Origin of the sequence: Salinarimonas ramus, from assembly GCF_014645695.1 — a bacterium.
GTDB lineage: Bacteria > Pseudomonadota > Alphaproteobacteria > Rhizobiales > Beijerinckiaceae > Salinarimonas > Salinarimonas ramus.
This window is the reverse complement of record NZ_BMMF01000006.1, coordinates 240773-264784: the sequence shown is the minus strand read 5'-3', so window position 1 is coordinate 264784 and position 24012 is coordinate 240773. Positions and strand designations below refer to the sequence as shown.

At 71.1% G+C, this 24012-nt stretch carries 22 protein-coding genes; 13 read left to right on the top strand and 9 right to left on the bottom strand.

The window, feature by feature from the left end:
* The first annotated feature begins 36 nt into the window (after positions 1 to 36).
* Complete coding sequence (locus tag IEX89_RS12345; protein ID WP_188913326.1) at positions 37 to 249, top strand: hypothetical protein; 213 nt, start codon at positions 37 to 39, stop codon at positions 247 to 249.
* Positions 250 to 274: 25 nt separating this feature from the next.
* On the opposite strand, the gene IEX89_RS12340 is transcribed toward IEX89_RS12345, so the two are convergent.
* Both IEX89_RS12340 and IEX89_RS12335 read right to left on the bottom strand, forming a co-directional pair.
* Positions 275 to 931 (bottom strand): aspartate/glutamate racemase family protein, encoded by a 657-nt coding sequence (locus IEX89_RS12340; RefSeq protein WP_188913324.1) that lies wholly within the window; start codon positions 929 to 931, stop codon positions 275 to 277.
* Between the two features lie 112 nt (positions 932 to 1043).
* Entirely contained in the window at positions 1044 to 1589 is a 546-nt protein-coding gene (locus IEX89_RS12335; RefSeq protein WP_188913322.1) for an RBBP9/YdeN family alpha/beta hydrolase, read from the bottom strand.
* 209 nt (positions 1590 to 1798) lie between these two features.
* On the opposite strand from IEX89_RS12335, the gene IEX89_RS12330 reads away from it, so the two are divergent.
* Positions 1799 to 2845, top strand: a complete 1047-nt coding sequence (locus tag IEX89_RS12330) for an NAD(P)/FAD-dependent oxidoreductase (protein WP_188913320.1) — start codon at positions 1799 to 1801, stop codon at positions 2843 to 2845.
* Between the two features lie 15 nt (positions 2846 to 2860).
* Here the strand turns inward: IEX89_RS12330 and IEX89_RS12325 are convergent, their stop codons facing one another.
* On the bottom strand, positions 2861 to 4531 hold the full coding sequence (locus tag IEX89_RS12325; RefSeq protein WP_188913318.1) for an EAL domain-containing protein: 1671 nt from the start codon (positions 4529 to 4531) through the stop codon (positions 2861 to 2863).
* Positions 4532 to 4778: 247 nt separating this feature from the next.
* On the opposite strand from IEX89_RS12325, the gene IEX89_RS12320 reads away from it, so the two are divergent.
* From IEX89_RS12320 to IEX89_RS12310, 3 genes are all read left to right on the top strand, one after another.
* Positions 4779 to 4997, top strand: a complete 219-nt coding sequence (locus tag IEX89_RS12320) for a heavy-metal-associated domain-containing protein (protein WP_188913316.1) — start codon at positions 4779 to 4781, stop codon at positions 4995 to 4997.
* A 130-nt stretch (positions 4998 to 5127) separates the two neighbouring features.
* Positions 5128 to 6735: a long-chain-fatty-acid--CoA ligase gene (locus tag IEX89_RS12315; RefSeq protein WP_188913315.1), complete on the top strand. Its 1608-nt coding sequence runs from the start codon at positions 5128 to 5130 to the stop codon at positions 6733 to 6735.
* An 81-nt stretch (positions 6736 to 6816) separates the two neighbouring features.
* Positions 6817 to 8730: an ABCB family ABC transporter ATP-binding protein/permease gene (locus IEX89_RS12310; RefSeq protein WP_188913313.1), complete on the top strand. Its 1914-nt coding sequence runs from the start codon at positions 6817 to 6819 to the stop codon at positions 8728 to 8730.
* Here IEX89_RS12310 and IEX89_RS12305 read toward each other — a convergent pair.
* Positions 8708 to 8908 (bottom strand): DUF2256 domain-containing protein, encoded by a 201-nt coding sequence (locus IEX89_RS12305; RefSeq protein WP_188913310.1) that lies wholly within the window; start codon positions 8906 to 8908, stop codon positions 8708 to 8710. The genes IEX89_RS12310 and IEX89_RS12305 overlap by 23 nt on opposite strands.
* 87 nt (positions 8909 to 8995) lie before the next feature.
* Positions 8996 to 9850, bottom strand: coding sequence for a methionyl-tRNA formyltransferase (locus tag IEX89_RS12300; protein ID WP_188913308.1), 855 nt, complete (start codon positions 9848 to 9850; stop codon positions 8996 to 8998).
* A 164-nt stretch (positions 9851 to 10014) separates the two neighbouring features.
* Between IEX89_RS12300 and IEX89_RS12295 the strand changes: the two genes are divergently transcribed.
* Both IEX89_RS12295 and IEX89_RS12290 read left to right on the top strand, forming a co-directional pair.
* Complete coding sequence (locus IEX89_RS12295; protein ID WP_188913306.1) at positions 10015 to 10749, top strand: SDR family NAD(P)-dependent oxidoreductase; 735 nt, start codon at positions 10015 to 10017, stop codon at positions 10747 to 10749.
* A gap of 19 nt (positions 10750 to 10768) precedes the next feature.
* A complete protein-coding gene (locus tag IEX89_RS12290) occupies positions 10769 to 12307 on the top strand; it encodes a cryptochrome/photolyase family protein (protein WP_188913304.1) in 1539 nt (512 codons plus the stop codon).
* A 9-nt stretch (positions 12308 to 12316) separates the two neighbouring features.
* Here IEX89_RS12290 and IEX89_RS12285 read toward each other — a convergent pair whose 3' ends face one another.
* Together IEX89_RS12285 and IEX89_RS12280 are read right to left on the bottom strand one after the other, a co-directional pair.
* Positions 12317 to 12919 (bottom strand): NnrU family protein, encoded by a 603-nt coding sequence (locus tag IEX89_RS12285; protein WP_188913302.1) that lies wholly within the window; start codon positions 12917 to 12919, stop codon positions 12317 to 12319.
* Between the two features lie 80 nt (positions 12920 to 12999).
* Positions 13000 to 13530, bottom strand: a complete 531-nt coding sequence (locus tag IEX89_RS12280; RefSeq protein WP_188913300.1) for a CDP-alcohol phosphatidyltransferase family protein — start codon at positions 13528 to 13530, stop codon at positions 13000 to 13002.
* Positions 13531 to 13727: 197 nt separating this feature from the next.
* Here IEX89_RS12280 and purM point away from each other — a divergent pair, with 197 nt between their 5' ends.
* The 6 genes from purM (at position 13728) to IEX89_RS12250 (ending at position 20462) form a co-directional block, all read left to right on the top strand.
* Complete coding sequence (gene purM, locus IEX89_RS12275; RefSeq protein WP_244645348.1) at positions 13728 to 14771, top strand: phosphoribosylformylglycinamidine cyclo-ligase; 1044 nt, start codon at positions 13728 to 13730, stop codon at positions 14769 to 14771.
* A complete protein-coding gene (purN, locus tag IEX89_RS12270; protein WP_188913296.1) occupies positions 14768 to 15367 on the top strand; it encodes a phosphoribosylglycinamide formyltransferase in 600 nt (199 codons plus the stop codon). The genes purM and purN overlap by 4 nt, the downstream gene beginning before the upstream one ends.
* A 77-nt stretch (positions 15368 to 15444) precedes the next feature.
* Positions 15445 to 17604, top strand: a complete 2160-nt coding sequence (locus IEX89_RS12265; RefSeq protein ID WP_188913294.1) for a putative bifunctional diguanylate cyclase/phosphodiesterase — start codon at positions 15445 to 15447, stop codon at positions 17602 to 17604.
* Between the two features lie 89 nt (positions 17605 to 17693).
* Positions 17694 to 19172 (top strand): phospholipase D-like domain-containing protein, encoded by a 1479-nt coding sequence (locus IEX89_RS12260; protein ID WP_188913292.1) that lies wholly within the window; start codon positions 17694 to 17696, stop codon positions 19170 to 19172.
* Positions 19127 to 19483 (top strand): hypothetical protein, encoded by a 357-nt coding sequence (locus IEX89_RS12255; RefSeq protein ID WP_188913290.1) that lies wholly within the window; start codon positions 19127 to 19129, stop codon positions 19481 to 19483. The genes IEX89_RS12260 and IEX89_RS12255 overlap by 46 nt, the downstream gene beginning before the upstream one ends.
* 118 nt (positions 19484 to 19601) lie before the next feature.
* Positions 19602 to 20462 (top strand): SDR family oxidoreductase, encoded by an 861-nt coding sequence (locus tag IEX89_RS12250; protein WP_188913288.1) that lies wholly within the window; start codon positions 19602 to 19604, stop codon positions 20460 to 20462.
* Positions 20463 to 20472: 10 nt separating this feature from the next.
* Here the strand turns inward: IEX89_RS12250 and olsB are convergent, their stop codons facing one another.
* Positions 20473 to 21435: a l-ornithine N(alpha)-acyltransferase gene (gene olsB / locus IEX89_RS12245; protein WP_188913286.1), complete on the bottom strand. Its 963-nt coding sequence runs from the start codon at positions 21433 to 21435 to the stop codon at positions 20473 to 20475.
* Positions 21436 to 21673: 238 nt separating this feature from the next.
* Entirely contained in the window at positions 21674 to 23866 is a 2193-nt protein-coding gene (locus IEX89_RS12240) for an ATP-binding protein (protein ID WP_188913284.1), read from the bottom strand.
* Positions 23867 to 24012 lie beyond the last annotated feature (146 nt).

The window sequence follows — 24012 nt, the reverse complement described above, 5'->3', positions numbered from 1 at the left end:
AAGCACGAAACGACCTTTTCCCGAGAGAGCGACCCCATGGCGACCAACGAGACTCTGTCCGCCCCCACCCGCAAGAAGCCTCGCGAGATCACGCTCAGCGCGGAGGAGGTGCGCGGGCTGTACTACCTCAAGGAGCGACACATCACCGACATCCTCGATGCGGCGGTCCTGCTCGAGGAGAGCGAGCGCAAGCTCGCCCTGCAGATGATCCGTACGATGATCGACCATCGCCGCAGCCTGCTCTCCTGAGCGGCAGCGCCTCTTCCTCGCGCGCTCAGCGCGCGAGGATCGCGCCGAGCGCCATCCCGACCGCCGCCTGGACCGGCTCGATGATCGGCACGCCGAGCTCCGCCTCCAGCGGAGCGCGGTGACGCGCCATGCCGGCGCAGCCGAGAACGAGCGCCTCGGCGCCGTCGATGTCGCGCAGGGTGCGCCCGACCTCCACGAGGCGGGCGAAGGCGCGATCGTCCGCGGCGGCATCGGCCACGGTGATCTCCAGCGCCCGGTCGCCCGCGAGACGATCGGTGACGCCGATCTCGCGCACCGCGCGCAGATGGCGGCGGATCGAGCGGGTCTGCACGGCGATGATGCCGAAGCGGTCCGCCCGCGCCAGCGCGGCGAGGATGCCGGCTTCGCGCATGCCGAAGACCGGGCCGCGCGTCGCCTCCCGGCAGCCCTGGACGCCCGGATCGGAGAAGCAGGCGATCACCGTCGCCGTCGGCTTCTCGTGCGCGACGAGGCGCGCGAGCGGCAGGACGACGCTCTCGATGTCCGCCTGCGTCTCGATGTTGAAGGGCCCCTCGCGCAGCGTCACGCAGTCGATCCGCGGGCCGCCGGGCAGGACGTAGCCGGCCAGCGCCTCGGCGAGGCCCGCGGTCACGGCCTCGTTGCTGTTGGGGTTGACGACGAGGATGCGCGCGTCGGTGCTCATGATGCATTGTGTCCTTTCGCCCCGATCGAAGCCCGCCCCGTCGTTCCTGTCCACGCCCGACGATGCCGAGGCGCAGCTCCGCAGATGCGCGCCGCGTCCCCGATCGTGCGCGTCACAGCCGCTTGAGGAAGCCCGCGAACCGCATCAGCCCCTCCGGCCACGGCCCGTGACCCGATTCGGCGTTGAGATGGCCCGATTCTCCGGCGTCCACCACGGGCGCGCCCCAGCTGCCGGCGATCGCCTCCGCCCGCTCGAAGGCGCAATAGGGATCGGTGCGGCTGGCGACGACGAGGCTCGCGAACGGCAGCGCCACGTCCGGTATCGTCATGTCGCGCAGGATCTCGGGCATGCGCTCGGCATCGTGCAGATCCGGCGGCGCGACGAGGTAGGCGCCGGCGATGCGCCCCTCGAGCCGGGGCGCGGCCGTCGCGACCACGTGATTGCCGAGCGAATGGGCGACGAGCACCACGGGCCGCGTCGCGCAGGCGACGGCGTCCTCCACCCGCGCCGCCCAGGCGTCGAGATCGGGGGCGTCCCAGTCCTCCTGGGGCACGATGCGCGCCGTCGTCAGGCTGCGCTCCCAGCGCGCCTGCCAATGGTCCGGACCGGACCCGCCGAGACCGGGGACGAGGAGAATGTCGCAATCTGCAGTACGCATGTGCTATCCTCTGCTGCGAGGCATGGTGAAGCGGAGGCGGGCCCCGACGCGCGCGACGACGCGTCCCGGCGCAAGCGTCCGCTCGAAGGTGACATCCGGGGAGACGTTCCCCTAGATGTAGTCACGAGGCGCCGGAAGGCCAAAGCCCGGATGGCCGAGCAACGGCCGGCACGGGACCATCGTACGGGACCACCGAACGGGACGAGAGCATGAGCGAGACCATCGAGACGGACGTCGTGATCGTGGGCGCGGGGCCTGTGGGCCTCTTCGCCGTGTTCGAACTGGGCCTTCTCGACATCAAGGCCCATCTCGTGGACATCCTGCCCAAGATCGGCGGCCAATGCGCCGAGCTCTATCCCGAAAAGCCCATCTACGACATCCCCGGCTTCCCGACGGTGACGGGCCAGGGCCTCATCGACAACCTGATGAAGCAGATCGAGCCCTTCGGCCCCACCTTCCACCTCAACGAGATGGTGGCGGCGGTGGAGACGCTCGGCACGCACGAGGCGCCGCGCTTCAAGCTCACCACGGATGCCGGCACGGTCTTCGACTGCAAGGCGATCGTCATCGCCGCCGGCGGCGGCTCCTTCCAGCCCAAGAAGCCGCCGGTCCCGGACATCGAGGCCTACGAGGGCGAGGGGGTGCTCTATGCCGTGCGCCGCATCGAGGCCTTCCGCGGCAAGCGCGTGCTCGTCGTCGGCGGCGGCGATTCGGCGCTCGACTGGACGGTGAACCTCCAGCCGGTGGCCGAGCGCCTCACGCTGATGCATCGTCGCGACGCCTTCCGCGCCGCCCCGGACACCGTCAACAAGATGCGCGCCCTCGTCGCCGCCGGCGAGATGGACATGCATCTGGGCCAGATCCAGGGCCTGAAGGGCACGGCGCCGAAGCTCGAGGCCGTCATCGCCCGGCGCGACGACGGCTCGACCTTCGAGATCCCCTGCGACGTGCTCCTCCCCTTCTTCGGGCTCACGATGAAGCTCGGGCCCATAGCCGATTGGGGTCTGAACCTCGACGAGCAGCTGATCCCGGTCGACACCGAGAAGTTCGAGACCTCGACGCCGGGCATCTTCGCCATCGGCGACATCAACACCTATCCGGGCAAGCTGAAGCTCATCCTCTCGGGCTTCCACGAGGGCGCGCTCGCGGCGCAGCGCATCCACCGCTACGTCCACCCCGACAAGCGGCTGACCTTCCAGTACACCACCTCCTCGTCGAGCCTGCAGAAGAAGCTCGGCGTCGGCGTCGCGGCCTGATCAAGGCGCCGGGCGTCAGCCCGCCCGGCGCAGTGTCGCGCGATAGGGGCGCTTCGGCTCCTGCGGCGGCGGATCGTCCGCATAGCGCGCGGAGATGCCGGGGGCCGGCGCGGGTGCACGCGGCGGGACCGCCCGAGCGGTCGGCGCGCCGCCGTCCTGTGTGCGCGGGCGCGTGCCCGCGGGCTCGCCGCCGCGTCCGGGGGGCGGGCCGCCGATCAGGTCCGAGCGCACGGCCCGCGGGCCGCCGAAGACGAGGCCCTGCGCCAGCGGCACGTCGAGGTCGATGAGGTCCGGCACGTCCTCCTCCCGCTCCACGGCTTCCGCCACGAGCTTGATGCCCGCGCGCGAGAGCACCGCGGACAGGTCGCTCACGGCGACGTCGAGCCCGGGTGCGGGACGCTCCGCGTGGCCGAGGATGAGCGCGGACGGCAGCTTCACGTAGCGCACGCCGCGATCGGCGAGGCCGAGCGCGTCGACCCGCAGGTCGCTCGCCCGGTCGAGCACGAAGAGCGCGCCCTTGGAGCGCAGGGCGTCGAGCGCGCCGCTCGCCTCGGCGTCGAGCATGCGCCAGGAGCGCTGCGCGATCTCGAAGGCGAGGCGCCCCGCGACGTCCGGATAGGCCTCGAGGATCCGTCCCAACGCCCGCAGGAAGCCCGGCGCGACGAGCGATTCCTGCGCGAGGTCGAGGGTGACGAAGGCGTCCGAGCCGCGATTGACGAGATGGCGCGCGATCGCCGCCGCGCGCGCGGCGACCTTGCCGTCGAGCTCCGCCGTGAGGCCCGCACGGGTGATGGCGGGCAGGAAGGCGTCGGGCATGACGAGGCTGTCGTCGTCGAGGCGCAGCCGCGCCAGCGCCTCGTAGAAGCGCGTCTTGCGCTGGGGCAGCGAGACCACCGGCTGGAGGTGGATCTCCATGCGGTCCTCACGCAGCGCGCGGAGCACCGCCTGCGCGTACCGGTCGAGCGCGGGCTCGGGTGCGGGCGGCGCGACCTCCTCCTCGAACAACGGCTCGTGGGCGGCGCGATGCAGCGGCTGCGGGGTGAAGACGCGGGGCGCGGGTGCGGGCTCCGGCTCCGGCAGATGATCGGGTTCCGGCAGAGGATCGAACTCGGGCTCCGGCTCGAGCACCGGCGCGAAGCGCGGCGGCGGAGCCCAAGCCGCGGGCTCCGGAGCCGGCGGCGGAGGCGGCGCCCCGCGCAGCGGCTCGTAGCGCTCCGGCTCGGGGCTCTCGTCCTGCGCCAGCGCGGCCTGCGCCTCGATGATCTCGGTGAGCGTGCGATCGTGCCCCGCGACGGTGCCGGCGATGTCGCGCAGCAGGCCGCTGATCAGCGCGATCTCGCCCGATACCTCGGCGACGGCGCCGCGCACGTCCTCGTCGCCGCCCTTGCGGCGCTCGGCCTCGGCGAGGCGCGATTCGACCCGCAGCAGACGGCGGGCGAGGAAGTCGAGATCGGAGGAGGCCTTCTCGGCCGTGGTCCGGGCGCGCCGCGCCAGGACGAGCGCGCCGCCTGCGAGCGCGAGGCCCGCGGCGGCGAGCGTCAGCGCCATGGCGAGCGCCACGCCCGCACCGGCGGCGATGGCACCGGCGAGCGCGAGGAGCGCCGCGCCCAGCGCCGCGATGCCGGCCGCGAGCGCCGCGCCCGGCGCTCGGCGTCGCTCGTTCGCGCGGGGGCGTCGCCGTTCCACTCTCGCCTCGTCTCTCGCCCGCGCCCGCGCCGAAACCGGGCCGGGCGCGCCTTCTTCGCTCCGCATGCGGCCTCCGACGAGCCGGACGGGCGTCCTCGTTACGACAGAACCGAATAATTCCCGCACGTTCAATATTTTCGTTCGACTATCCCCCGAGATCGACCCGCTTTCGCCCGCCCGCGCCCCGCGGGCGAACGTCGCAGCCGCCGCCGGCGTTGTCGCGGGAGACGAAGACGGAGGATTTCCCATGGACGAGCGCCACGAGCTCCTGATGAACGTGGAGGGCATGAGCTGCGAGGGGTGCACCAAGGCCGTGCGCCGGATCGTCGAGCGGGTCGATCCGCGAGCGGAGGTCGCGGTAGATCTCGAGCACGGCCGCGCACGCATCCTCACGACAGCGCAAGCGCTCGAGATCGCCGCCGCCCTCGACGAGGGCGGCTATCCCGCCCACGCGATGACGATGTGAAGCCGACAGAAGACGGCGTCCACCGACGGTCGCCGCCAACGGGAGCACGTCGCATCGATTGCTCTCGCGGGAAGACGCGGTACCCTCTCCTCGAACGCCCGGCCACAGGGCGCGCCCGAGGGAGAACGCCATGCACGGCCTGATGCAGGACTGGCCTCTGCTGATCCACAAGATCATCGACCACGCCGCCCTCCAGCACGGCGGCCGGGCGGTGGTCTCGCGCTCGGTCGAGGGGCCGATCGTGCGCACGACCTACGCCGAGATCCGTGACAGGGCGCTGCGCCTCGCCAAGCGCCTCGCCCGCGAGGGCATCCGCGAGGGCGATCGCGTCGCGACGCTCGCCTGGAACACCGCGCGCCATCTCGAGACCTGGTACGCGATCACCGGCATCGGTGCGGTCTACCACACGCTCAACCCGCGGCTCTTCGAGGACCAGATCGTCTACATCGCGAGCCACGCGGAGGACCGCCTCCTCTTCCTCGACCTCACCTTCGTGCCCTTGATGGAGCGCCTGCAGGAGCGGCTGCCCGCCATCCGGCGCTTCGTCGTCCTCACCGACGGCGCGCACATGCCGGAGACGACCCTGCGCGAGGCCGTCGCCTACGAGGACTGGCTGGCCGAGGCCGACGACGATTTCGCCTGGGCGACGCTCGACGAGAACGCGGCCGCGGGCCTGTGCTACACGTCCGGCACGACGGGCGAGCCCAAGGGCGTACTCTATTCCCACCGCTCCAACGTGCTCCACGCCATGACGGCGAACCAGCGCGACGCGCTCGGCCTCTCCTCGCGCGACGTCGCGATGCCGGTCGTGCCGCTCTTCCACGCCAACGGCTGGTCCTTCGGCTTCTCGGCGCCCATGGTGGGCGCGACGCTGGTGATGCCGGGGCCGAAGCTCGACGGCGCCTCCCTCGCCGAGCTCCTCGTGTCGGAGCGTGTCTCCATCAGCGCCGCGGTGCCCACCGTCTGGTTCGCGCTCCTCCAGCATCTCGAAGCCACGGGGACGACGCTTCCCGATCTCGATCGCGTCGTCATCGGCGGCTCCGCCTGCCCGCGGGCGGTGACGCAGGCCTTCCGGGATCGCTACGGCGTCGAGGTGATGCACGCCTGGGGCATGACGGAGATGAGCCCGCTCGGCACCGTCTGCTCGCTCAAGCCCGATTACGGCGATCTCGACGCGGACGCCTGGCTCGACGTCAAGGAGCGCGCCGGCCACGCCTTCTTCGGCATCGAGATGCGGATCGAGGACGACGAGGGGCGCGCGCTGCCCTGGGACGGCACGGCCTTCGGGCGCCTGAAGGTGCGCGGGCCCGCGATCGCAAAGGCCTATTTCCGGCGCGAGGAGCCGATCCTCGACGCCGACGGCTATTTCGACACGGGCGACGTCGCGACCATCGACCGCTTCGGCAACATGCAGGTCGTCGATCGCTCGAAGGACGTGATCAAGTCCGGCGGCGAGTGGATCTCCTCGATCGAGCTCGAGAACCTCGCGGTCGGCCATCCCCATGTCGCCGAGGCGGCGGCCATCGGCGTGCCCGACGAGAAATGGGGCGAGCGCCCGCTCCTCGTCGTCGTGCCCCGGGCGGGCGTGGAGCCCGACGAGGCCGGCATCCGCGCGCATCTCGCGGCACGGCTCGCCAAGTGGCAATTACCGGACCGGATCGTGTTCGTGGAGGAGATCCCGCACACGGCGACGGGCAAGATCCAGAAGACGGCGCTGCGCGAGCGCTTCACGGGATGAGGGCGTCGTCGGACGGGGGGTGATTTACCTGCCCGAGCTGCCATATAGAGGCGGCACCCTGGAATCGATCGAAGCAGCCTCATGCCCCCAGACGCCCAATCCTCCGCCGCCGCCGGCCGCGAGGAAGCAAGCCTCGTCGCCACCTTCTCGCGCCTCTGGCCCTATCTGTGGCCCCACGGGCGCCCGGACCTGCAGCGACGCATCTACATCGCCTTCGGGCTGCTGATCCTCGCCAAGGGCGTGACCATGGTCACGCCCTTCACCTTCAAGTGGGCGACGGACGCGCTCGTCGCCGTGACGGGCGCCTCCGACGCGACCGACACACCCGGCGGCGAGGCCTGGGCCTGGCTGTTCGGCGCGCCGATCCTGCTCACCGTCCTCTACGGTCTCTCGCGGGTGCTGATGGCGGTGCTCACCCAGATGCGCGACGGCGTCTTCGCCAAGGTCGCGATGCACGCCGTGCGCAAGATGGCCTCGCAGCTCTTCTCGCACCTGCACTCGCTGTCCCTTCGCTTCCATCTCGAGCGAAAGACGGGCGGGCTCACCCGCGTGCTCGAGCGCGGGCGAAACGGCATCGAGGAGCTGACGCGGCTGATGATCCTCACCCTGGTGCCGACGATCGTCGAGCTCGTGCTGGTGCTCGTCATCCTCGCCTGGGAGTTCAACCTGATCTATTCCGCCGTGGTGCTCGCGATGGTGACGGCCTATCTCGCCTTCACCTACCAGGCCACGAAATGGCGCATCGCCATCCGAAAGCGGATGAACGAGAGCGACACCGACGCCAACACCAAGGCGATCGACGCGCTGCTCAACTTCGAGACGGTGAAGTATTTCGGCGCCGAGAAGCGAGAGATGGCGCGCTACGACCGCTCCATGGAGGGCTACGAGCGCGCCTCGGTGCAGACCTACACCTCGCTCGCCTTCCTCAACGGCGGGCAGGCGATCATCTTCACCATCGGCATGACCACGGTGATGATCCTCGCCGTGCGCGACATCCTGGCGGGATCGGCGTCGATCGGCGACTTCGTGCTGGTCAACGCCATGCTGATCCAGCTCTTCATCCCGTTGAACTTCATGGGCATGGTCTATCGCGAGATCAAGCAGGCGCTCATCGACATCTCCGACATGTTCGCGATCCTCGACCGCGACCCCGAGATCCAGGACAGGCCGGACGCCAAGCCGCTCGCGGTGGGGGACGCCGCCGTCGCCTTCGAGGACGTACGCTTCTCCTACAATCCGGACCGGCCGATCCTGAAGGGTATCTCCTTCACGGTGCCCGCCGGCAGGACGATCGCCATCGTCGGTCCCTCGGGCGCGGGCAAGTCGACGATCTCGCGGCTGCTCTTCCGCTTCTACGAGCCGCAGGGTGGGCGCATCCTCGTGGACGGGCAGGACATCGCCGCGGTGACGCAGGAGAGCCTGCGCTCGGCCATCGGCATGGTCCCGCAGGACACGGTGCTGTTCAACGACACGATCGGCTACAACATCCGCTACGGCCGCTGGGACGCGAGCGAGGAGGAGGTCCGCGAGGCCGCCCGCCTCGCCCAGATCGACCGCTTCGTGGAAAGCCTGCCGGAGGGCTACGACACGCCGGTGGGCGAGCGCGGCCTCAAGCTCTCGGGCGGCGAGAAGCAGCGCGTCGCCATCGCCCGCACCATCCTCAAGAGCCCGCCGATCCTGCTCCTCGACGAGGCGACGTCCGCGCTCGACTCCTTCACCGAGAAGGAGATCCAGGACGCGCTCGACCGTGTGAGCCGCGGACGCACGACGCTCGTCATCGCGCACCGCCTCTCGACGGTGGTGGGCGCCGACGAGATCATCGTCCTCGACAAGGGCGAGATCGTCGAGCGCGGCTCGCACGCGCAGCTCCTCGCCGCGGAGGGCGTCTACGCCGCCATGTGGAACCGTCAGCGCGAGGCGGACGAGGCGCGCGCGCTGCTCAAGCAGGCGGAGGACGAGCGCGCGGCCTCCCTCAGGATCGCGATCGCGGAGTGACGCCGCCGCTCTCCGGGACGGGGTCGCGCGAGCGCGCGCGTCCCTCGCTCCGGCAGCGATCGGAGCAATAGCGCACCTCCCCCCAGACACGCTCCCACTTCTTGCGCCAGGCGAAGGGCCGGCCGCAGGCGGCGCAGGTCTTGGTCGGAAGATCGGCCTTGCGGCGCATGCGCGGCATGAGGAGGGGTCTCGGGCGGCGGGTCGGTCGGGGTCGTGGAGGGAGAGATGGCGCGGGAGCGGCGGCGTTCATCCCCTGCGCGACCCGTCACCGCCCGAAGTACTGCGCGGCGGTGAGCGAGACCGGGCTCCAGCGGGTGATGACGACGTAGCCGTCCTTCGCCGCGATCGTGAGGACGCGGCGGTACTGGTGCACCACGCGTCCAGGCTCGTGGTCGTGGGCGGCCTCGATGGCGTACGCCTCGCCGACATGGATCTCGCTCGGGCCGACCTTCGCCATGGTCTCGATGGGCCCGAAGGCGCGCACCTGACGCATCAGCGCCTCGATCGGCCTCGTGAAGTCCAACGTGCGATCGGCGTCGCTGGCTCTCGGAAAGTAGCTCCCCTCCCCCTGCGGCTCGGCGCGTGCGAAGGCGCCCTCGATGTCGGCGGCGATCGCGCGCGCGAGGCGCCCCGTGGCCATCTGGCAGCGGGCGAGCAGCGTCTCGTGGCGCTCCTGCGGGGAGACGGGAAAGATCTCACGCGCCAGGATCGGGCCCGTGTCGAACTCGGCGTCGAGCACGTGGGCGCTCATGCCCCAGCTGTCGAGCCCGTCGAGGACGACGCGGTAGAGCGGGTACGGTCCGCGCCCCTCCGGCAGCGGCGAGGGGTGGAAGTTCAACGCGTAGGCGACGCTCCCCGTCCAGTCCGGGATGCGCCAGGGATAGCCGGCGACGACGAGGGCGTCGCAGCCGAGATCCTTCAGCGCCGCGACGTCCGCGGCGCGGATGCGCGACATCTGGATCGGCAGCTTGCGCCGCGCCGCCTCGCCGACGATCGCGACGTTGACGTCGTGGACGCCGTCGCAGGGGCGCGTGAACAGCTTCACCGGCTCCCAGCCCTGCGCGACGAAGCCGTGGAAGGCGTCGGCGAGGAAATCGATCCCCGCGAAAGCGAACCGCATCGTCGTCCCCCTCCCCTGCCCGGCACGAGCGTTCCCGCAATCCGCGACCTGCGACCCGCGGCCACCCGCAAAGCGGTCTTTACGCGCGGGCGCAGCGCCATAGCTAGCGCGTCACGGCCGGAATTGCAGCCGCAAACGAAACCGAGGATGGAGAATTTCGGGCGATGAGCGCACGCGTTCTGATCTGGGGCGGCACCGGGGGCGTCGGATCCGCCGCGGCGCGGGCTCTCTCCGCCGCCGGCTGGCGGGTCCATCTCGCGGCCCGCGACGAAGCCCGGCTCGCGGAGGTCGCCCGCGAGGTGGACGCGACGGGGACCAGCGTCGCCGACGTCGGCGATCCCGCCGCCATCGCCCGCGCCACCGAGGAGGCGAGCGCCGGAGAGGGGCTCGCCGGGCTGGTCTACGCCGTGGGCTCGATCAACCTCAAGCCGTTCGGCAAGCTCACGCAGGAGGACTTCCTCGCCGATTTCCGCCTCAACGCGCTCGGTGCGGCGCAGGCGGTGCAAGCGGCACTGAAGCCGTTCCGGCAGGCGAACGGGGCGAGCGTCGTCCTGTTCTCGACGATTGCCGCCAACCAGGGCTTCTCCGCCCATGCCAGCGTCGCCATGGCCAAGGGCGCCGTGCAGGGCCTGACGCTTGCGCTCGCGGCCGAGCTCGCGCCGAAGGTGCGCGTGAATTGCGTGGCGCCCTCGCTCCTCGACACGGATCTCGCGCGCCCCATCACCTCGAACGCGACGATGGCGCAGGCGATCGCGGGCATGCACGCCATCCCGCGCCTCGGCACGGGCGAGGACGTGGGCGCGCTCGCCGCATTCCTGCTTTCGCCGCAGGCGAGCTGGATCACCGGGCAGACCATCGGCGTCGACGGCGGGCGCTCGACCCTGCGCGTCAAGGGCTGAAGGGGAGGTCTGCAGGTCGATGGGCACCTTGCGCCTCCTCCTCGGGGACCAGCTCACCCGGGCGATCTCCTCGCTGAGCGATCTCGACGCCGAGACCGACGTCGTCCTCATGGTCGAGGTCGCCGAGGAGGCGACCTATGTCCGCCACCACAAGCAGAAGATCGCCTTCCTCTTTTCCGCCATGCGCCATTTCGCGCAGGCGCTGCGGGTCGAGGGGATCACCGTCGACTACGTGCGCCTCGACGACCCGGAGAATGCCGGGTCCTTCGGCGCCGAGCTCGCGCGGGCGGTCGAACGCCACCACCCCGAGCGGGTCGTCGTGACCGAACCCGGCGAATGGCGCGTGCTCGAGATGATGCGAGACTGGCGCGAGGAGCTGGGCCTGCCCGTCGAGATCCGCGAGGACAACCGCTTCCTCGCCACGAAGGCGGAGTTCGGCGCCTGGGCCGGCGAGAAGAAGCATCTGCGCATGGAGTACTTCTACCGCGAGATGCGCCGCAAGACCGGCTTCCTCATGGAGGGCCGCGAGCCCGTGGGCGGGCAGTGGAATTTCGACGCGCAGAACCGCAAGGCCCTGCCCAAGACGATCACGGTCCCGCCGCGCCGCCGCTTCGAGCCGGACGCGATCACGCGCGAGGTGCTCGACCTCGTGGCGCGGCGCTTCGGCAACCATTTCGGCGATCTCGAGCCCTTCGGCTGGGGCGTAACGCGGGCGCAGGCGCTCGAGGCGCTGCGTTTTTTCGTCGAGGAGGCGCTGCCCACCTTCGGCGACTACCAGGACGCGATGAAGACGGGCGAGCCCTTCCTCTTCCACGCCGTCCTTTCGCCCTACCTGAACGCCGGGCTCCTCACGGCGGAAGAGGTCTGCGTCGCGGCCGAGCGCGAATGGCGGGAGGGCCGCGCGCCCTTGAATGCCGTCGAGGGCTTCATCCGCCAGATCATCGGCTGGCGGGAATACGTGCGCGGGCTCTATTGGCTCAAGATGCCCGCCTATGCGGACACCAACGCGCTCGAAGCGACGCGCCCGCTGCCGGATTTCTACTGGACCGGCGAGACGGAGATGAACTGCCTCGCCCAATGCGTCGGCGACACGCGCCGGCACGCCTACGCGCACCACATCCAGCGGCTGATGGTGCTCGGCAATTTCGCCCTCCTCGCGGGCCTGCGCCCGGCCGAGGTGGAGGAATGGTACCTCGTCGTCTATGCCGACGCCTACGAATGGGTGGAGCTGCCCAACGTCCACGGCATGATCCTCTATGCCGACGGCGGGGTGCTCGCCTCGAAGCCCTACGCGGCGTCGGGCGCCTATATCGACAGGATGAGCGACTATTGCGCCGCCTGCACCTACTCGCCCAAGGTGAAAGAGGGCGAGCGGGCCTGCCCGTTCAATTATCTCTACTGGAACTTCCTCATCGAGAACGAGGCGCGCCTCGTCGGCAATCCACGCATCGCCATGCCCTACCGCACGCTCGCGAAGATGAGCGACGACCGCAAGGCGGCGATCCGCGAGGACGCCGACCGCTTCCTCGGCTCGCTCACGTCCTCCTACGGCACGTGACTGGCGGGCTCACATGCCGCCGCCGACCACCGGCACGCCGATGAGGATCGGGTGGAGCCAGAAGGCGAAGGCGACGTAGGCGACGAGGCCGACGACCACGGCAATCGCGTCGTTGCGCCAGCCCGCCGGCTTCGCGGCCGCGGCCTGTGCCGGCGCCAGCGGCGAGACCGGGCGACGCTTGAGCGAGATGCGCGCGACCACGGCCCAGGCGAGGAAGGAGACGAACAGGATCATCGAGGCGAGATCGCCGTTGGCGAGGAGATGGGCCAGCGCCCAGATCTTCACCGCCGCGAGCATCGGATGCTTCGCCCGCGCCTTGATGTGGCCGGGCAGGTAGGTCGCCACGAACAGGATCACGGCGAAGACCATCAGGAGAAGCGACAGGTGCGACAGGCCCGCGGGCGGGGACCAGATCTGCACGTTCGCGGCGCTGTAGCGCGCCTCCCCGTAGCCGATGCTCACGAGCACGATGCCGACGAGCGACGCGATGGAATAGGAGATCTTGTAGCCGCCCTCCCCCAGCCGCTCGATCAACCGTGCGCGCGGCCCCCGCGCCATGGTGAAGGCGTGCGTGCCGAGGAAGAGGACGAGGCCGAGAATCAGGACGAGCATGGCGGTCTCCGGGAGGGTCGGGCCCTCTCCTCCTAGCGCAGCCGTAGGCCGAACGCACGCGCGCGTTCGGCGCGCACGCCTCACGCGCTCATGTGCCTCAGCCAGACGACGAGGTAGGTCGCGAGCGTGAACGCCGTCAGGATCGCGATGCCGACGGAGAGGATCTCGTCGAAGGGCCCCAGCGAAAACGCGAAGGCGTTCGAGGCGAGCACGGTGACGGCATAGGTGATGAGGAGCGCCGTGTTCACCTTCGACGCGAAGATCGGCTTCACGGAGATCGGCCGGTCCATGATCCAGGAGACGACGTAGGCGAGGACGATCATCACGTCGCGGGAGACGACGATGACGACGAGCCATTCCTCCATCGCGCCCACGATCGCGAGGGTCACGTAGATCGAGACGAGGAGCGCCTTGTCGGCCAGGGGGTCGATCACGGCGCCGAGCTCGGAGCGCATGTCGAAGCGCCGGGCGATCCAGCCGTCGAGGCCGTCGGAGATACCGGCGACGAGGAAGAGGACGAAGGCGGCGAGCCACTCGCCCTCGAGGATGGCGACGATCACCACCGGGACGATCAAGAGGCGGAAGACGCTGATGAGGTTGGGAATCGTCATGGGTCCGGCTCCCGGGCGGCTCGTCAATCGGGTACGAAGGCGGCGCGTGCCGGTCAAGCGCGTGTCCGCACGGCTTGCGCGCGATGCCGCGCTTCTGTAACCCGCGCGAACGAGCACAGCGGAGGCGCGCCATGGCCGAGGATCGGCAAGACGGCGGACGGGACGGAACGGCGGCGAGACCGGCCGGTCCGCAGGGGATGACCTATGCCGAGGCCGGCGTCGACATCGATGCCGGCAACGCCATGGTGGAGGCGATCAAGCCGCTCGTTCGCGCCACCCGCCGGCCGGGCGCGGACGCGGAGATCGGGGGCTTCGGCGGCCTGTTCGATCTCAAGGCCGCGGGCTTCGTCGACCCGATCCTCGTCGCCGCCAACGACGGCGTCGGCACCAAGGTGAAGATCGCGGTGGAAACCGGCATCCACGACACCGTGGGCATCGATCTCGTCGCCATGTGCGTCAACGATCTCGTGGTCCAGGGCGCCGAGCCGCTCTTCTTCCTCGACTACCTCGCCACCGGCCGGCTCGAAGCCGCCACCGGCACGGCCCTCGTCGCCGGCATCGCCGAGGGCTGCCGGCGGGCCGGCTGCGCGCTCATCGGCGGCGAGACGGCGGAGATGCCGGGCGTCTACCAGGGCGCGGATTACGATCTCGCCGGCTTCGCGGTCGGCGCGGCCGAGCGCGGCACGCTCCTCCCGCGCGACGTCGCGTCGGGCGACGTGCTCGTCGGCATCGCGTCCTCGGGCGTGCACTCGAACGGCTTCTCGCTCGTGCGCCGGATCGTGGGCGCGAGCGGGCTATCCTACGAGGACGAGGCACCGTTCGCCCCCGGCGAGACGCTGGGGCGCGCGCTGCTCGAGCCGACGCGCATCTACGTGCGCCCGCTGCTGGGGCTCCTGAAGGAGGGCCTGCCGGTCAAGGCGCTCGCCCACATCACCGGCGGCGGCCTGCCCGACAACCTGCCCCGCGTCCTGCCCGAGGACGTCGCCGCGCGCATCGACCTCGCGGCGATCGACCCGCCGCCCGTCTTCGTCTGGCTCGCGCGCTCGGGCGGTGTCGCCGAGGCCGAGATGCTGCGGACCTTCAATTGCGGGATCGGCATGATCGTCGTGGTGCCGGCCGAGGCGGCCGAGACCGTCTGCGCGAAGCTGGCGGAGGCCGGCGAGCGCGCCCGGATCGTCGGCGCGCTGGAGCCCCGCGGCGACGGCGAGCCCGTGCGCTTCGACAACGGTCTTTCGCTGTGAGCGACGACCCGCGGGTTTCGACCGCGATCCTGATCTCGGGGCGCGGCTCGAACATGGCGTCCCTCGTCGCGGCGGCCGCCGAGCCCGGCTATCCCGCGCGCATCGATCTCGTCGTCTCGAACCGCCCCGGCGCGCCGGGCCTCGCCCGCGCCGAAGCGGCGGGGATCGCGACGGCGACCGTCGACCACAAGGCCTTTCCCGACCGCGAGAGCTTCGAGCGCGCCCTCGACGCGCGCCTGCGCGAGGCGAGCATCGCGCTCGTCGTGCTGGCCGGCTTCATGCGCGTGCTCACCCCCTGGTTCGTGGCGCGCTGGGAAGGCCGGCTGGTCAACATCCATCCCTCGCTCCTGCCCGCCTTCCGCGGCACGGACACGCATGCCCGTGCGCTCGCGGCCGGCGTCGCGGAGCACGGCTGCTCGGTCCATCTCGTCACCGCGGATCTCGATGCGGGGCCCGTGATCGCGCAGGAGACCGTCCCCGTCCTGCCCGGCGACACCGCGGAGACGCTCGCCGCGCGCGTCTTGGAGCGCGAGCACGTCCTCTATCCGCGGGCGCTCGCCACGCTGGCCTCGCACATCGCGCGCAATCGCGCATGAAAGAAACTCGAAGTCGATCCAGCAACTCTTTCTGAACGAAAGCGAGAGACGATGCCGCCGTCGAACCACGGACGGCCATGCACGCACCGACCTTTCAGCCGACCCCGGCGACCCGCGTCTTCCTCCCCCGCCTGCTCTGGCCCCTCGTGGCCCTGCTCGTGGCGGTGCTGGGCGTGTCGACCGCAGCGCTCCTCTGGGTGAGCCGCGACGCCGACCGCGGCGCCGCCATCGCCGCGCGCGATCGCATGCAGGCCGTCATCGGCGTGCAGCTCGAGGCCTATGCCGAGACGCTGGAGGCGAGCCTGCGGGCCGCCACCGGCACCGAGCCGATCACGCCCGCCACGACGGGCGCCTTCCTCGCCCTCGCCCGCCCGCATTTCGACGCGACGGGCGTCTTCGCCCTCGACGGCGAGGGCCGCATCGTCTCCGCCGACGTCGCCCGCGGCGCCGGTGCGCGACCGGCGCTCTCTCTCGACACCGCCATCGTGGCCGATCTCCTGGGGCGGGCCCTTCTGGAGGCGCAGGACGTCCGCACCACCGGCAGCCGCCGCCCGGCGGCGCCCCAGCTCGCGGCCATCGACGGGCGCATCGTCGCCGTGGTGGCGATCTCGGAGATGCGGCCCGACGGCGGGGCGCTGGCGGTGGGCCTGCGCGCCATGAACCGCGACGAGCTCGCCGCGCTCGCCATCGACCAGGCCATCGGCAACTTCATGGTGGGCGAAGGCCCCATCGACGACGAGGCCCGCGGCTTCGACATCGCCGCGGTGGACGGCCAGGCCGTCTACCACGTCGCCTGGACGCCGGAGCGGCCGGGCTCGCTGTGGCGCGGCAAGGTGCTGTGGCTCGTGATCGGGCCGGCGCTCCTCGCCTTCGCGCTGCTCGGCCTCGCCGTGATGCATGCGCGTCGCGTGTCGGCCGAGCTCGCGCAGACCCAGGAGCACGTGCAGACGCTCGCCGTCTCCGATCCCCTGTCGGGCCTTCCCAACCGGCTCCTCTTCGCGCAACGCCTCGACCAGGAGCTCGCCCGCGTCACGCGCACCGGCGAGGGGCTCGCCGTGATGTTCCTCGACCTCGACCGCTTCAAGGAGGTCAACGACGCCTTCGGCCACCAGGCCGGCGACGAGCTCATCAAGCTCGTGGCGCGCCGCCTGATGACGCATCTGCGCGGAACCGACGTCCTCGCCCGCTTCGGCGGCGACGAGTTCGCCATCATCCAGCCCGGCCTCAAGAGCGCCGAGGGCGCCGAGGCGCTCGCCCGACGCATCCTCGACGCCATCTCGGAGCCCTTCGAGATCGAGCATTCCGCCGTCACCATCGGCGTCTCCATCGGCATCGCGCTCGCCCCCGAGGACGCCCTCGACCGCGAGACCCTGATGCGGCTCGCCGACACCGCCCTCTACCAGGCGAAGAACGACGGCCGGAACCGGCACTCCTTCTTCGAGCGGCGAATGGACGAGGCGATCCGCATGCGCAAGCTCGTCGCCGACGACCTGCGCGACGCCATCACCGGCGACGGGCTCGAGCTGCACTACCAGCCGATCTTCGCCGCCGACCGCGACGAGGTGGTGGCGCTCGAGGCGCTGGTGCGCTGGCGCCATCCGGAGAAGGGCCTGATCCCGCCCGATCGCTTCGTCGCCATGGCGGAGCAGAGCGGCCTCATCCTGCCGCTCGGCGACTGGGTCCTGCGCCGCGCCTGCAACGACGCGCGCCGCTGGCCGGGCCTGCGCGTCGCCGTCAACGTCTCGCCGATCCAGTTCCGCCAGCGCGACTACGTCGAGACGGTGGGGCGTATCCTGGAGGAGACCGGCTTCGATCCGACCCGCCTCGAGCTCGAGCTGACAGAGGGCGTCGTCGTCGAGGACGCGGACGCGGCGGAGGCGGCGATGATGCGGCTTCGCGCCAAGGGCGTGAACCTCGCCCTCGACGATTTCGGCACGGGCTATTCCTCGCTGATCTACCTGCGCCGCTTCGCCTTCGACAAGATCAAGATCGACCGCTCCTTCCTGGAGAGCATGGAGGCCACGGGCGAATCGGCGATCCTCGTCCATTCCATCGTGCATCTGGGCCGCGCGCTCGGTCTCACCGTCACGGCCGAGGGCGTGGAGACCCGCGAGCAGCAGCGCTTTCTGCAGGCGCTCGGCTGCCATCAGCTCCAAGGCTACCTCCTCGCGCGGCCCATGCCGGCGAGCGACATCGACGCTCTCCTCTCCGCGCGACGGCACGCCGGCGCCGCCTGATCGAGAAACCGGCACCGCTCGCGCGGAACCGCTCCCGCGCGCTCCCGGTTGTTTCGCGGGACCGGCCTCGGCGCCGGAGGAGGTGACCGATGTCCACGACCGCCGCGCGCGCGGACGATTCGCCCGCGCCTCACCGCATCCTGCGACCGGGCGACACCTGCTGGCGCATCGCCCACGCCGACCGCGCCGGCCTCGTCGTCGACGCGCAGGACTATTTCCGCGCGGTGAAGGAGGCGATGCTCGCCGCCCGCCACACGATCATGCTGATCGGCTGGGATTTCGATCTGCGCATCCAGTTCGAGCCCGACGGCGCGACGATGGAGGGGCCGAACGCGCTCGGGCCCTTCCTGCGCTGGATTTCCAAGACGCGGCCGGAGCTGCGGATCTACGTCCTCAAATGGGATCTCGGCATGATCCAGGCGCTGGGCCGGGGCTCGACGCCGCTGATGATCCTCGATTGGACGACGAGCGAGAACATTCGCTTCCACCTCGACGGCGCCCACCCGCCGGGAGCCGCGCATCACCAGAAGATCGTCGCCATCGACGACGTCTTCGCCTTCTGCGGCGGCATCGACATGACCGCCGATCGCTGGGACACGCGCGGGCATCTCGACGGCGACGAGCGACGCCTGCGCCCGAGCGGGCGCGCCTACGGCCCGTGGCACGACGCGACCATGGCGCTCGACGGCGACGCCGCGAAGTCGCTCGCCGAGCACGCCCGCCAGCGCTGGAAGCTCGCCACCGGCGAGGAGCTCGAGCCGCCGCCGGCCCGCGCGCCGATCTGGCCGAGCGGGGTCGCGCCGACCTTCGTCGACGTCGACGTCGGCATCGCGCGCACGGCGCCGCTCTTCGGCAACCATCCCAAGATCTTCGAGGTGGAGAGCCTGCTCTTGTCGTGCATCCGCGAGGCACGCGAGACGATCTATTGCGAGAGCCAGTACTTCGCATCCCGCACCATCGCGGAGGTGATCGCCGGGCGCCTGCGCGAGGCCGACGGGCCGCAGATCGTCATCGTCAACCCGATGTCGGCGGACGGCTATCTCGAGGCGGCGACGATGGACACCGCACGCGCCCGCCTGCTCAAGCTCGTGCGCGACGCCGACGTCTTCGACCGCTTCCGGATCTACACGCCGGTGACGCATGCGGGCGAGGACATCTACGTCCACGCCAAGATCCTCATCGTCGACGACCGCCTCATCCGCATCGGCTCGTCGAACCTCAACAACCGCTCCATGGGCTTCGACACGGAGTGCGACGTCGCCATCGAGGCGGTTGAGGGCGCGCCCGACGCCGCGGAGCGCCGCCGGCGCATCCTCGACGTGCGCGCCGATCTCCTGGCCGAGCATCTGGCGACGACGCCGGAGGCTGTGGAGCAGGCCATCGCCGAGCACGGCCTCGTCGGCGCCGTCGATCGCCTGAGCGGCCACGGCCGCACCCTCGCGCCCTACGAGCCGGACCCCATCGGCCCCGCCGAGGAGCTCCTCGCCGAGAACGACCTGCTCGACCCCGAGCGCCCGCCGAAATGGATCCAGCGGGCGAAGGCGACGCTGATGGCGCCGCTGCGGTGAAGCGCTTGAAGGAACGGCGACGGAATCATTCTACCCTGAGATGCTCTTCTTGTCGTGATGCGATCATCCTGGACAGGGAGGTCATACGTCTCCATAATGTCGGGAGATCGAAAGAAGCGAATAGTGGATCGGATGCCCCCCTACGCAGGCACATCGTCGACGACACGGACCGGCCGCAGACCGAGCGGCCGGTCCGCGACGATTGCTCGGACGACCTCACCGACGCCGAGATGAAGGCGGTCGCTACGCTGGCGGCCGAGGCGATCGAAGCCGAGGAGGAGTGGGAGATCGTGGATGGCCCGGCCTGGTGAGCCGGGCACCAGGATCACTGGCCAACTCTAGCCAACCGCCGCGATCCACCCACGAACTGTTCCCCGCCACCCCGATCCCCTCTACACTCGCGCCCGCACAATCAATCGGGAGAGCGGCGTGAGCGTGCTGGTCGGGTTCGGGTTCGGGTACAGCGCGGCGCAGACCGTGCGGCAGGGGGCGTTCGCGACGGTCGTCGGCACGGTGCGCTCGCCCGAGAAGGCGGCGGCGCTGGAAGCGGACGGCATTACCGCGCGGCTGTTCTCGCCCGAAAACGTCGATCCGCGCATCGAAGGCGATCTCACGCACGCCACGCACGTCCTGCTCTCGATTCCGCCGCGGGACGGGGTCGACCCCGCGCTCGCCGCCTTCGGCGAGGCGATCGCGGCGGCGCCGCGGATCGAGGCGATCGTCTATCTCTCCACGATCGGCGTCTATGGCGATGCGAATGGAGGCTGGGTCGACGAGGACACGCCGCTCGCACCGAAGCATGCCCGCGCGGACGCCCGAGCCGACGCGGAGGCGGCCTGGCTGGCGCTCGGCGCGCGCAGCGGCAAGCGCGTGTGCGTCCTGCGCCTCGGGGGGATCTACGGGCCGGGCCGCAATCCGATCCTGCAGCTGCGCGCGGGCACGGCCCGCCGGATCGTCAAGCCGGGCCAGGTCTTCAACCGCATCCACGTCGCCGACATCGCGCAGGCGGTGAACGCCGCCTTCGTGCGCGGACGCGCGGGCGGCGTCTACAACGTCGTCGACGACGAGCCGACGCCGCCGCAGGACGTGATCGCCTATGCGGGCGAGGTCGCCGGCATCGCGCCGCCGCCGGAGATCCCCTTCGAGGAGGCCGAGCTCTCGCCCATGGGGCGCGCCTTCTGGTCGACGTCCAAGCGCGTCTCGAACCGGCGCCTGCGCGAGGAGCTCGGCGTCGCGCTCCTCTATCCGACCTATCGCGAGGGGATCACGGCGCTCGCCGACGCGCCTTGATCTCGAAGCGTCACGCCGCGTGGCGGCCCGCGTCGGCGCCGAAATGGGCCACGTAGCGCGGGCTGATCGCGGAGACCGGCAGTACCACGAGCACGTCCGTCGTGCCGAACTGGCGGTCCACCACGGCGCCGTCGCCGAAGCGCGCGCCGAGCCGCAGATAACCCTTGATCAGCGGCGGCAGCGCGTGCAGCGCCGCCTTGGAGTCGACGGCGCTCTCGGGCAGGCGGTCCATGGGCACGTAGCGATCGGCCACGGCACGGGCCCGCCAATCGCTATCGGCTGCGGCGTGGTGGTGCAGGAAGGAGAGCGGCAGCGCCAACGCCTGCGGATCGGTGCCCTCCAGGCTCGCGCAGCCGAGCATCACGTCCACCTTGTGATGCAGCACGTAGCTCCAGATGCCGTGCCAGAGCAGCTCCACCGTGCGCTTGTTGCGGTAGGGCTTGAGCACGCAGGAACGGCCGAGCTCGAGGAAGCGCTTCGTCGGATGCGCCGCGAGGATCGGGGCGATGTCGTATTCGGCCTGTGTGTAGAAGCCGAAATGCCGCTCGGCCACCTCCTGGCGCAGCAGGCGATAGGTGCCGACGACGGCCGGATGCTTCGTGCGCGCCGGCACGCCGCGCAGCTTGCGGGCGGGCTCGCCGAGGTTGGAGGGCGCTGAATGGTCGAGGACGAGAAGGTGATCGCAGATCGCGTCGTACTCGTCGAAGTCGCGACGCGCGAGCGCGGAGGCCGTGTGCGGCAGCGCCCGGCCCTCCTCGTAGAACACCTTGTAGCGCAGGCGCTGGGCGGCGCGGATCTCCCGCGGCGTCGTGGCGAGGCGGACCTCGAGCGCGCCGATGCGGCCGAGCACGGGGTCGAGCGGCCGGCGCACGGGGGCGCGGTTCATGTTCGCGCCGCGCAGGAACGCGATGGCCGCCGAGCCCTTCTTACGGAAGGGACGCACGAAGTCGCCGATGGGGGGAGAGGTCAACATGAAGCCGAAGCGGCTCGGAAGCCGGCTCGACGTCGTTTCGACAGCGGGAAACGGCGCCATTTCATCCTCGTCGGGCGGTATCCTCCGCGTCGCGAATCTTTCGCCGCGTCCGCCGTGCGGCTCTTGAACCATAGCCATTCAACACGATTGTGACAGATTGGTTTCGCTCGTCACGTTAGCCGGCGCAGAAATGCGAGGATAGCCTGGAAGAGAGCGGATACGGATTCCTCCGCTTCGCTCAGCCCGCCTGGGCGAGGGACGCCTCCCCGGAGGCCGGCTGCCCGACCAGCGCGTCGCCGATGAGCGCATCCAGCATTCGCGGCTCGAAGGGTTTGGGCAGGAAGCCGTCGAGGCCGGCCGCACGGGCGGCCTCCTCGTCCTCCTTGAGCACGTTGGCGGTGAGCGCCACGATCCGGCGCGGCCGCCGCCGGCCGAGCGCCCGCTCGAGCGTGCGGATGCGCCGCGTCGCCTCGAGCCCGTCGAGCTCGGGCATGCGGATGTCCATGAGGACGACGTCGTAATCGGGGCGCAGGCCCGCGAAGGAGGCCTCCGCCAGCGCCACCGCCTCGTGCCCGTCCTTGGCCCAGTCGACCACGGCGCCGCGCTTCTCCAGCGCCTTGAGGGCGAGGAGCGCGTTGATCTCGTTGTCCTCCGCGAGGAGCACGCGCGGCGCGCCGGGTCGCGGCGCGTTGCCCCGCTCGCCCGGCAGCCGGCGCAGGGCGCGCGGCGTGCCGCTCTCCTCCTCGGCCTGCGCGGGAACGATCGGGCGCGGGGCGACGGGCTCGACGAGACGTTCCACGAGCGAGCGGGCGCGCACGGGCTTGACGAGATAGCTGTCGTAGCCGGCCGCCGTGGGCGAGCCGAGATCGCGCCGCTCGAAGGGCGAGAGCAGGACCACGGCCCGCGAGACGCCGGCCTCCCGCGCCGCCGCGGCGACGTCGCGCGCGAGATCGTCGCCCAGCGCGCAATCGACGATGAGCGCGTCGAAGCCGTCCTGCGGATCGGCCATGGCGATCTTGGCGAGCGTCTCGCCCTCCGTGCCGACGACGGAGGTGCGCGCGCCCACCTCCTCGAGCCGCCGCGCGATGAAGGGCGCCTCGAAGGGCGAGCGGGCGAGGACGAGGATGCGCTTGCCCGCGAGCGCCACGGCGGGATCCGTGGCCTCCCGTGCCGGTCGGTCGGCCGCCGGCGCCGCCGGGAGCGGCAGCCGCACGGTGAAGCGCGCGCCCTCGCCCGGTGCGCTCTCCACCGCGATCTCCCCACCCATGCCGGCGACGAGCCGCTGGGTGATGGCGAGCCCGAGCCCGGTTCCCGGATGACGGCGGGCGGCCGAGCCGTCGCCCTGCTCGAATTCCTCGAACAGCGCGGGGATGCGCTCGGGGGCGATGCCGGGCCCGGTGTCGGAGACGCGCAGCACGATGCCGCCGCCCTCGTCGTCCGGCAGCGCCTCGACGCCGACGCCGCCGCTCTCGGTGAACTTCACCGCGTTGCCGGCGAGGTTGACGAGGATCTGGCGGATGCGCGCCTCGTCGCCCACGAGCCGCGTCGGCAGCGCCACGGAGGCGAAGCCCGCGACCTCGATGCCCTTGCCCTGCGCGCGCGGTGCGAGGAGCTCGACGACGCCCTCCACGCAGGCGGCGAGATCGAACGGCGCGGGGGTGAGCGTCAGCTTGCCCGCCTCGATCCGGGAGAAGTCGAGGATCTCGTCGATGAGCGACAGGAGGGCCGTGCCAGAGGTCTTGATCGCCTGGGCGTAGGTCGTCTGCTCGGGGTCGCAGCGCGTGTCGAGGATGAGGTCGGCCATGCCGAGGATGCCGCCGAGCGGCGTGCGGAACTCGTGACTGACGGTGGCGAGGAAGCGCGACTTCGCCTCGCTCGCCGCCTCGGCGCGGGCGCGGGCGTCGGCGAGCGCCGTCTCGGAGCTGACGCGCTCCGTGATCTCGCGGCCCGCGCGCAGCGTCTCCAGGCTGCCGCGGCGGCCGGGGGCCTGCGTCTCGATCCAGCCGATCCAGCGCACGCCCTCCGCCGTCTCGATCGCCTCGTCGACGAGGCGCGCGCCGTCGGGGCGAAGCCGCGGCGGGCGGCTCTCGACCACCCGCGGCGCATGGGCCGTGCCCAGCACGGCGGCGCGCTGCATGCCGACGAGGGCGGCGAAGCCGTCGTTCGCCCAGGTGATGCGGCCCTGCGCGTCGCGCTGGACGATGGCGTCGACCTGCGATTCGGCGAGCGTGCGGAAGAAGTGCTCGCTCTCCTGCGCGCGCCAGAGCCTGTCCTGCAGCGTCTCCGTCTCGCCTTCGAGGGTGCGCAGGCGCGTCTCGAGGCGCAGGTGATCGCGCAGGATGAGGAGCGCCGCCGCCGTCGCCGCGATGGCGAGCGCGCCCGCCACGGCGAGCGCGATGGTGAGCGGCGTGACGATGAAGAGCCCGTCCATGAAACCTCCCCTTCCCGGGAGGCACCATGCACGGGCGCGCTGAAGGGCGGCTTGAGAAAGGCGGTGAACGGGAGGTGGACGAGATCCGCGGCATTCGCGCGACCGTTCGCGACATCGCCCGCTCTTGCGTCGCGCGCGTGCAGGCG